This is a genomic window from Bacillus sp. EB106-04-02-XG92 (genome assembly GCF_058791995.1).
The window spans coordinates 58,388-68,368 of sequence record NZ_JBYTEA010000019.1 but is presented as its reverse complement, the minus strand read 5'-3'; the positions used below and the strand labels follow the sequence as shown (position 1 = coordinate 68,368).

The 9,981-nt window shown below is 36.2% G+C and carries 7 protein-coding genes; 6 read left to right on the top strand and 1 reads right to left on the bottom strand.

The annotated features are described in order from the left end of the window. The first annotated feature begins 306 nt into the window (after positions 1 to 306). Together AC3WVA_RS27315 and AC3WVA_RS27310 are read left to right on the top strand one after the other, a co-directional pair. Positions 307 to 2,013 carry a peptide ABC transporter substrate-binding protein gene (locus AC3WVA_RS27315; RefSeq protein WP_098346138.1) on the top strand — a complete coding sequence of 569 codons (1,707 nt, stop codon included), beginning with the start codon at positions 307 to 309 and terminating at the stop codon, positions 2,011 to 2,013. Between the two features lie 113 nt (positions 2,014 to 2,126). Further along, positions 2,127 to 2,846: a class I SAM-dependent methyltransferase gene (locus AC3WVA_RS27310; RefSeq protein ID WP_098520423.1), complete on the top strand. Its 720-nt coding sequence runs from the start codon at positions 2,127 to 2,129 to the stop codon at positions 2,844 to 2,846. Between the two features lie 40 nt (positions 2,847 to 2,886). Here AC3WVA_RS27310 and AC3WVA_RS27305 read toward each other — a convergent pair whose 3' ends face one another. After that, entirely contained in the window at positions 2,887 to 3,273 is a 387-nt protein-coding gene (locus tag AC3WVA_RS27305) for a hypothetical protein (protein WP_098520424.1), read from the bottom strand. A gap of 134 nt (positions 3,274 to 3,407) precedes the next feature. Here AC3WVA_RS27305 and AC3WVA_RS27300 point away from each other — a divergent pair, with 134 nt between their 5' ends. The 4 genes from AC3WVA_RS27300 (at position 3,408) to AC3WVA_RS27285 (ending at position 9,944) form a co-directional block, all read left to right on the top strand. Continuing rightward, the gene (locus AC3WVA_RS27300; RefSeq protein ID WP_098520425.1) at positions 3,408 to 3,743 is read left to right on the top strand and encodes a hypothetical protein; all 336 of its coding nucleotides are present in this window, start codon (positions 3,408 to 3,410) and stop codon (positions 3,741 to 3,743) included. 70 nt (positions 3,744 to 3,813) lie between these two features. Further along, positions 3,814 to 4,152, top strand: a complete 339-nt coding sequence (locus AC3WVA_RS27295) for a VOC family protein (RefSeq protein ID WP_098346135.1) — start codon at positions 3,814 to 3,816, stop codon at positions 4,150 to 4,152. Between the two features lie 256 nt (positions 4,153 to 4,408). Continuing rightward, positions 4,409 to 6,508 carry a vWA domain-containing protein gene (locus AC3WVA_RS27290; RefSeq protein WP_098346134.1) on the top strand — a complete coding sequence of 700 codons (2,100 nt, stop codon included), beginning with the start codon at positions 4,409 to 4,411 and terminating at the stop codon, positions 6,506 to 6,508. Positions 6,509 to 6,581: 73 nt separating this feature from the next. After that, the gene (locus tag AC3WVA_RS27285; protein ID WP_195756200.1) at positions 6,582 to 9,944 is read left to right on the top strand and encodes a tubulin-like doman-containing protein; all 3,363 of its coding nucleotides are present in this window, start codon (positions 6,582 to 6,584) and stop codon (positions 9,942 to 9,944) included. Positions 9,945 to 9,981: the final 37 nt, after the last annotated feature.

Sequence of the window (9,981 nt, the reverse complement as noted above, 5' to 3'; positions counted from 1 at the left end):
CCCGGTACAATACCGGACTCACTTTTATCAAGCTGCCTAATGAAATAACCGTGTCTAACTTTTAGGGGTCACTTCAAACATTATTTTTAACACGCTCTTTTTCTATTCAATTAAATAGAGAAGAATAAGAAAAGTGGTACTGACATATAGTAGATGGGGGAGAATTCGTATAGTAGTAATAGTAAAATACATAGTTACTATAAAATAAAACTTTAAAACTGAGGGGAATTAACAGGTATTAATAATTAAAGTCATAGAAAATCTCTCAAAAATAGTTTCGTACATATAATTGGGGAGGGTACAAGAATGAAGAAAAAAATGAAAAAACTAACGGCAGTTGTAGTGCCAGTTTTAGCAATGAGTATGGCATTAACAGCATGTTCTTCTGGATCTGGTGGAGAGAAGAAAACGACTACAACGTCTAATAATGGCGGGGAAGAGAAGAAATCTGAAATTAAATATGCGGCAAAGCAAGTGTTAAATCGTACAGAAACGAATGAAATTCCGACAATGGATACTTCAAAAAGTACAGATACACTTGGTGCACAAATTTTAGGGAATACGATGGAAGGGTTATATCGCCTTGATAAAGATAATAAGCCAATTCCAGCTGTAGCAGAATCTAGCACAAAAAGTGAGGATGGCAAAAAATATACATTTAAACTGCGGAAAGATGCAAAATGGTCAAACGGTGATCCTGTAACAGCGAAAGATTTCGTATTTGCATGGCAACGTCTAGTAGATCCAAAAACAGCTGCTGAGTATGCATTTATTGCTTACTATATTAAAAATGCAGAAGCGATTAATCAAGGAAAAGGAGAAGTGTCTACATTAGGTGTAAAAGCGGTAGATGATTATACACTTGAAGTAGAACTAGAAAGACCAGTACCATATTTCTTGAACTTAATGGCATTTGCGTCATACTATCCATTAAATGAAAAGTTCGTAAAAGAAAAAGGGAATAAATTCGGTTTAGAGTCTGATACAACAGTATATAACGGACCGTTTGTTCTTACTGATTGGAAACATGAGCAAGGATGGAAATTAAAGAAAAATGAGCAGTATTGGGACAAAAAGACTGTAAAACTAGAAGAAATTAACTATAGTGTAGTTAAAGAACCAGCTACTAGAGTAAATTTATATGATACAGGAGCGATTGACTTCGCCCTTTTATCAGGAGAATTTGTTGATAAGTATAGAAATAATAAAGAAGAGTTTGGTGCCTATTCGGAAACAAGTACGTTTTACTTACGTTTAAACCAAAAACGTGGCGGGCAAGATACACCGTTAAAGAGCAAAAAATTACGTGAAGCAATTGCATTATCAATTGATAAGAAAGCTTTAACGAATGTCATTTTAAATGATGGTTCAAAGCCAGTGGATTACTTAGTACCAAAAGGTTTAGCGAGTGGACCAGACGGTAAAGATTTCGCAGAAACGTTCAAGAATGGTTTAAAACAAGACTCCAAAAAGGCAGCAGCAGCTTGGGAAGAAGCGAAAAAAGAACTTGGAAAAGATCAAGTGACAATAGAGTTATTAAATTATGATACTGGTAATGCGAAAAAAGTTGGGGAATATGTAAAAGATCAAGTTGAAAAGAATTTGAAAGGCGTGACAGTAAATATTAAATTGCAACCATTTAAGCAAAAACTAAAATTAGAATCAGACCAAGATTATGATTTTTCATATGGTGGCTGGAATCCAGATTATGCTGATCCAATGACGTACCTTGATATGTTTGAAACGACAAATTCTCAAAATCAGATGAGCTACTCAAATTCAAAATATGATGACGCTATTACGAAAAGTAAGACAGAATGGATGGCTGATGCAAAAAAACGTTGGACGGAATTAGGGAAGGCTGAGAAATTGTTACTTGAAGAAGATGTAGCGCTCGTACCTTTATATCAAAGTGCTAAATCGTATGTTATGAAGCCAAATATAAAGGGCATTGTGAAACATAATATTAGTCCGGAATATAGCTTTAAATGGGCGTATGTAGAAGAGAAATAAAAAAGAGAAGAGCATTTTCAAGTTGCAGTATAGCACTTGGAAATGCTTTTTTTATGTGCACGATTTATTGATGGGTGAATATATGTATTATAGAAAATTTAAAGGAGAATTCTATGAAACGAAACACATACATCGATTTCCTAGCTTATTATGGAATAGGCAGTGCTCATCCTGGTGGTTTTACGTTAACGAAACAATTGTTAGCACAATTGCCTTTTAAATATGGAGCAAATGTCCTTGAAATCGGCTGCGGTACGGGGAAAACAGCGGCGTATATGACAAAAGAATGTGGTTATAAAGTAACAGCGGTTGAAAAGAATGAAATTATGATTCAAAAGGCAAAAGATAGATGGTCGTTTGAAGGACTAGATATTCAATTAATTGAAGGAAATGTAGAGCAATTACCTTGTTTACATGAATCATTTGAGTTCGTACTCGGAGAATCGATACTCGCTTTTACAGAAAAAGAAAGGGTTATTTCGGAGTGCTATCGTGTATTACAGAAAGACGGTAAGCTTGTTGTCATTGAAATGATTATTGATAGGCATATCGATAAGGTTGAGGAAGAAAAAATCGCTCAATTATACGGGATGAAAGAACTATTAACTGAGAGCGAGTGGGTACAATTATTTCAGAAAGCAAATTTTAAGCGGGTTACTATTGCTGGCGGTGGTACAATTGCAGAAACAATCTCTGCTTATATAGAAGAACCGGAATGGAATGTATCACAATTTATTCCAAATGAATTATATGAGGCATGGGTGCAGCATGAAAATGTACGACTTATGTATCAGCACATTTTAGGTCATCGTATTTTTATATGTGAAAAATAAAGGTAAAGAGTTGGCTAAAGGTAGTCAACTCTTTACTATGTTAAATGAAAAATAATGCAGCTAATGTAATTCCGAAGATGAAACCAAATCCGAGTTCGACGCCCCAGCCACAACCGCCGCCTCCCCAGCCGCCGCAACTACCGCAACCACGACCGCCACATCCACAGCCGCTGAATCCACCACAACCAAATCCGCAACTATCACATCTACTAAGGCCACCACAAAGGTCACAACCACCGTTTGCATATGCGTCATAGTATCCAAAACCTGTATCAAAAGATGAGCGCTGTTGCACTGGTTCAATCCATACAGAGCTTTTTGTCACATCAATTATTTTTCCTAAATGAATGCGACCATCACTATCTTCAATGCGAACGACTTTGCCGAAATAACGTCGGCACGTATCGTAACATTTTTGTCTATGCATATTCATTCCTCCTTCCCCATTACAGTAATACGATATGTAAAGGGGACAAGTGCGGCTTGTACGAATGTCCTATGTATCATAATTGTTATAGGAAAGGGGAAATATAGGAAGAGGATATATAAGGAGGAAAAGTCATGAAATCTACAGATCAGTTTCAGACATACGAAGTACCGTGGGAAGAATTTATTGAAGCGTTGCGAGAGGAAATGAAGAAGCAAGTAGGAGCGGATATTATTGATACAGTAGTTTGCAATTTAGAAGACGGTTTTGAAGTGTATACATATGTGCAGGGAGATTTGGATTTTGAATATAAGGAAGCGCTGGAAAGGAAATACGGGAGCGATGCAAAAACTCCTAACGTGTTAACGATTATGTTATTAGCTAGCATTTATAGTACAAGTGAAGAGAATATACGCTTACATGCGGATTATAAAGATAATCCAATTGTTGAAGTGTATGTGAAGCAATAAAACACGCTGTGAAGGCGTGTTTTTTATTTATATGATAAAATGTTAGAAAATTAAGAAAGATGGTGATGGTTTGAAAATTAAACATCTTAATTTAACAGTTTCAGATGTAGCAGCTACTAGAGAGTTTTTAGAAAAATATTTTGGTTTAACTTGTAGCGGGGCAAGGGGAAATGGCTTTGCGGTTATGCGTGATAACGATGGGTTTATATTAACGTTAATGAAAGGGAAAGACGTACATTATCCGAAAACATTTCATGTAGGGTTTCCTCAAGAAAGTGAAGAACAAGTAAATAAGATGAATCAAAGGTTGAAGGAGGATGGATTTTTGGTCGAACCTCCTAAGCATGCACATGCGTATACGTTTTATGTGGAAGCACCTGGTGGATTTACAATTGAAGTGATGTGTTAGTTCAAAATCAAACTTTTTGTTATTTGTTTTCAATATAAAAAGTAGGAAAAGTCTGTTTTAAGTGTAGAGCTTAAACAGACTTTTTTACTTATAGTATCGGATAGAAAACGCTAGAAGGAATCATATTCAGTGTGTATAACTGTTTACATAATAAAGTTATGCTGTGTTCGTTGTCCTAAAATACAAGTCATATATCTTGTATCCTCTCATAAATTTAAACATAGGAATTTGTCTACAAAGGTGGCGAAGCCTCATCATGAAAATTCGAATTTGTGCCACATTCATGTTGTTTCTATTTATATGGTTACATCCTTTTTGGACTTTTGCAAAAGGAGAGGAGGCAAAGGAAAGGGTCGTTTCACTTGTATATGATGATTCGGGCAGCATGAGAAATAACGATCGCTGGAAATATGCCAATTACGCTTTGCAAAGTTTAGTTGCGCTATTAGATGAAAAAGATACATTTTCTTACGTTCCAATGAGCAAGCCGAATGATCCATTAAACATTTCGTTAACGAAGGATAAGAGACAAACAGAAATTGAAGGAATTGGAGCATGGAAGATGTATTTAAATACTCCGTTTAGTGCAGTAGAAACGGCGATGCAATCTATAAAAAAGGAAGCAGATATAGATGGAAACCGTGAATTTTGGCTTATTGTCTTAACTGACGGGGCATTTAATGATTTAGAGAAAGATAAGGTTGGCGGAAAAGAACAAATTTTGCAGAAGCTAGCGCAGTTTAAGAAAGATATGGATGCAAAAAAGATATCGTTACATCCAATTTTAATTACGATGGAAGAGGATTTAGGACAGCAAGAAAAGGCACAATTAAATACGTTTAAAGAAATATGGAAGAAAGAGATAAATGGTGTTACGATGCCGTCTAGTGGAGAGGATGGTATTGTAAAAAGCGTCAATCAAGTGGCAGCATTAGTTGCAAATCGTGATCCGTTCTCCTCTGTTGAATCGATTGTAAAAACGAAAGTAGCAGGGAAGAAAGTAGAAATTACAACACCATTCCCATTAAAGCGTATGACGCTTGTACGACAATCGCCTTCTTTGTCTAATTATCAGGTCACACAAATTTCTAAACCGTTACAATTACAATCTTCTTTTTCCATACATGCACCAGGAGAAGCGAAATTATTTGGAAATATAGTTCATATCAGTACGGAAAATCAGGAAGTTATTAAGCCAGGAACTTATACGATAGAGGTGGATCGAGATATTGAGAAAGAAGGACTACAAGTACTAGTTGAACCGGCGCTTAACTATACTGTTTCTACTTATGACAAAGATGATCGTAGTCAAAAGAATGTGGAAAAAATGTACGAAGGTGTTACTGCTGTTATTGAAGCGAAGCCTACGGAATTACCAATTCAATCTTCATATTTTCAGGCAGAATTAGAAATAGACGGAAAACAGTACCCGATGAAGTGGGACGATAAAAAACATGTATTTTACTACGAAATGAAGGTTGATAAAGGGCTAGTGCGCGGGAAAGTTCATATGAACATAAAGGGATTTTATAGACAGACGAAAGAATTTAAAATCGAAGTAACGGAAAAACCAAAATTATCACTGCAAACCGTTACGAAAGATTATGAAGAAAAAGTAACAAATTTAGAGAATAGTAAACCGTTTATTATACAACCACAGTTAGATGGTAAGCCGATGACAGAAGAGGCTGTAAAGAAACTATTAAAATCTATTGGTGTCACATCTAAACAATCAATCAACTATGAAATAAAACAACATGGTAATCAAATTTATATTTATCCTCGCCCTCATTACTCCGACACATTCAATTTCACAGATACCGGCACCGTAGAAGCTACCATCGTAGTGCAAGATTCAAAACTACAAGAAGTAAAGAAAAAAATATCACTTCATATTCAAAATGCACCGTTTTATGAAAAATATGCGCTTATCTTTAAGTTTGTTATTCCTATCACTTTATTACTGTTAATAGTAGGAATAATCATTTTAGGTTGGATTGTCCGCCCAAGATTTCACCGGAAGGCACTATTGTATTACGAATGGGATCAAGAAGTAGCGAAGGATTGGTTATATCAATCTGAGCCAGAATTACTTAAAAATAAATGGTGGAAACATTATTTTGGTATTCCGTATAGAGCGGAAAGGAAGACAGTACAATCCGTTACGTTTATAGCAAAGAAAGGATCGAAATCAATATTTGTAGCGAAAGAATCCCAAGTAGTAGGAATGATTATTGATGGGATGTTTATAACAGAGGATGAGGTTGGAATGGAACACAAGACGCTGTATCCAAATGAACTTTTAGTAATTGATAGAGGGTACGGTAAAGAGATTTACAGGTACGAGTGTGAATAGGAGATAGGGCAAAGAGGGGGATTTTAGCTTTCCCTCTTCTTTTCAAACAAGCAAGAATAGGAAGGTGGTTCACATGACGTTACAAGTTCCAACGATATTAATTGGTTTAGGTGGAATCGGTAGTACTGTGACACATCAAATATATGAAAGTCTACCTGAGGAACGCCGAAAAAAGGTGGCAATGCACGTATTTGATACAGATGTGAATACATTGAGTAAATTTGATCATATTCGAAAGTTTAAAACGCAAACGAGTTCGAGTAAAACGCCAAGAGAGTATATTGCGGGAGATCCAACGATTCCAGAGTGGTTTCCAATGGACCCGACTATACTTGATAAACCACTGACAGAAGGGGCAGGACAGTTACGTGTTATTTCCCGTTTAGCGTTACGTGCTGCGATGAAAGAAGATAAATTGACGTCCTTTTGGCAAGAAATTGAGAAGATTTTTCCGGTTACAAGCGATCAAACGGAATATGGAGTACGTGTCATTATCGTAACATCACTAGCGGGCGGAACAGGTTCAGGGATGTTTCTACAAATTGCACTATATTTACGTGAAATGCTTCGGAAAAAACTGCAACATCACAACATTTTAATACGTGGTGCGTTTCTAATGCCGGACGTGTTAGTTAAGACGAGAACGGTTAGTGCGAAAGAGTTTGAAACGGTGCAAGCAAACGGCTATGCCTCGTTAAAAGAATTACATGCCATTACACTCGGCTCTACTGGAGAATTATCAAAGCGCGGTGGCGTCACGATTGAATTAGAGTATCGACCTGATCAAGTAGATGAAGATGGAAGAACGAATCATACGATTAAACAGCATCATTTACCGTACAATTATTGTTTTTTATACGATTACGAAAATTTACATGGACACCATCTGCATAATTTATCAGATTATATGGAGCAAATGGCAAATACGATTTATTTACAGTTATTTAGTCCGATGTCTGCCAATCATTTTGCACAGGAAGATAATCAAATTCAGCAATTAGCAGAATCAAGCGGGAAAGGGCGATATTGCGGGGCAGGAACGGCAAAGATTATTTATCCGTATGAGCACGTGTTAAAATATTGTGCTTTAAAATGGGCTGTGCAAGGTTTAGATGAATCTTGGCTTCATTTAGATCAACTGTTTCAAGAGAAGAAACAAAGATACGATCAAGATGTAAAACGTGGTATGCAACGTGAAAAGCCAGAGCGTGGGAAAAGTTATTTAGAAGACTTGGAACATCTTGCTACTCGCCCAGAACAGGCTCATATTTTCTATAGACAAATGTACAATGAAACGCGTGAAGGAGCAGAAGGTGGTAAGGTCGGTGTTGCGAAATCTAAACTATTTTTAGAAGCTGTAGAAAGTTATGTACAGCGTACGGTGCAAAAAGATGAGGAATTAAACCGTCTGCAGCACGAGTGTAAAATTTCGGCTGCGAAACTGAAAATGATGGAGCAAATGAAAGGTGAAGTAGCAAGGGTGGATCATGCGGTTCGTTTATATGCGTATGCGATTCCGAGCCGCGTACATGAGCATGTAACGACACTATTGTATGACATGATTGAATCAGACCGTTTTTCACCAAATGGTTCTGAAGGGCAGTCCTATCAATTAAATACATGGTTTTTAAAGAAAACAGATCCTGTTCATCCAGTATCAGCTCGTTTTATGTTGTATGAAATTCGAAAGCAGTTAGTCGAGAAAATGAATCGACTACATGAAAATAATGAACAAAAGCGTAATTTAATTCAAAACTACGATAAAAAATTTAATGTGAGTAATATTGATGGAACGGTAACAGCTGTTCGCCGAGTAGAAATCGCGCAGCAACAAGGCTGGTTTGGAAAAATGATTAATAATCAGCAGCGTTTATTTAAAAAGGAATTTGAAGATATTGTAACGCAGTACGTACACAAATTAAACGAGTATCGTAAAGAAATGCTATTAGAACTCGTTTATCAATCGCTATATCAAGCAGTTAATAAAATGATTCAATATTGGGAAAGATTTTTTGATAATTTACACGAAACACGTGAAAATTTATTGTTCGAAATTCAAAAACGAAGCAAGGAATTTGAAGGGAAAACAAACCCAACGAATGTATACGTATTAGCGGAAGAGAAGTTGCAAGAAAAGATATGGCAAGATATGCAGCAACATTTAAATTTAGGTGTATTACCGAAAGATATATCTGCAGAAATTTATATGAGTTTATACGGGGAATATTGCCGGGATGCGAAAACAGAAGAGATTCAATCGAAAAAGGTAGAAGACTTTTATCGTGAGCACATACTAAGTTATTGCTACGATGAATTACAAATACGTTATCGCGATAAATTAGAACTGAATATCGTTGAGGCGTTACGAAAAGAAGCGGATTATAAGAAGCGTGATCGTGATGAATACGTCCGTGAAAAAATTGAAGACTTGTTCCATTTAGCTAGTCCATTTGTGCCGAAAGTTTCCCATCATAGGGAATTACAATATTGGGGTATACATCCATCTTTAAAGAAAGAACTACAAGAGGAATTAATTCAAGAAATGTTTAAAGAAAAAGATACAGTACATGAAGCTTTTTCGCCATTTGAAGTCATTTGTTATCGTGCACATTACGGTTTATCCTTGCAAGACTTCCCTAAGCTTTCGTCTGGACATATTGCAAATGGATTTATGAATGATAAAGGTGATTATTTTCAGTCATACTATCGCCGCGTAAATAAGTTGAATAGTAAAAAATCTAGTCTAACGCCGCATTTAGATAAGTATTGGCACTTACCAGCATTCATGCCAGACTTAAATGCAACGCAAACGAAGTTGGATTACGATAAATGTAATCGAGCTCTTCTATACGCGTATATGTATCGCTGGATTAGTTTAGTTGCTGTTGATGGTCAGTTCGTGTATCAATATAACGGCGTTGGACGTAGCTTCTTAATTCAGTCGATGGGAAAAAATATTTCAAGTGAAAGTTATAAATTACACAGAGCGTTGCTTCATAATCCGTTTATTTATGAAAACATCTTGTCCAGATTTGAAGAAGAACAAGAAAAAGCTATGATACAGGGCGGACATTTATATACACATCCATTTGTATTAGGTGCTCAAGATATTAGATGGCTTCGTAAAGAGCATGTCCATAATATTTTAGATATGATTTTAATGTATGACCGTGAAGCAAAATATGACCCAACGCTAGAAGAAACTTCTGATGAATTATTAAGGCTATTCCTTGATGAAATTGAGTTGTATTTCCAAAACTATTACGGTACAGGTGCTGATATGGTTGCGAAGAAAGAGAAAGAAATGTTTATTAAACAATTGTGGGATCGTTCGTATGCGAAAGGTTATGTAGATCCAAATAGTGCTCCTTATAAAAAATGGCAAAATTTATTAAGTGTTCATGATGAAGAGGAAACGCCAAAAACGAATGTATAATGAATGAAAAGGGAATCCTTAAAAGTGGCAATACAAC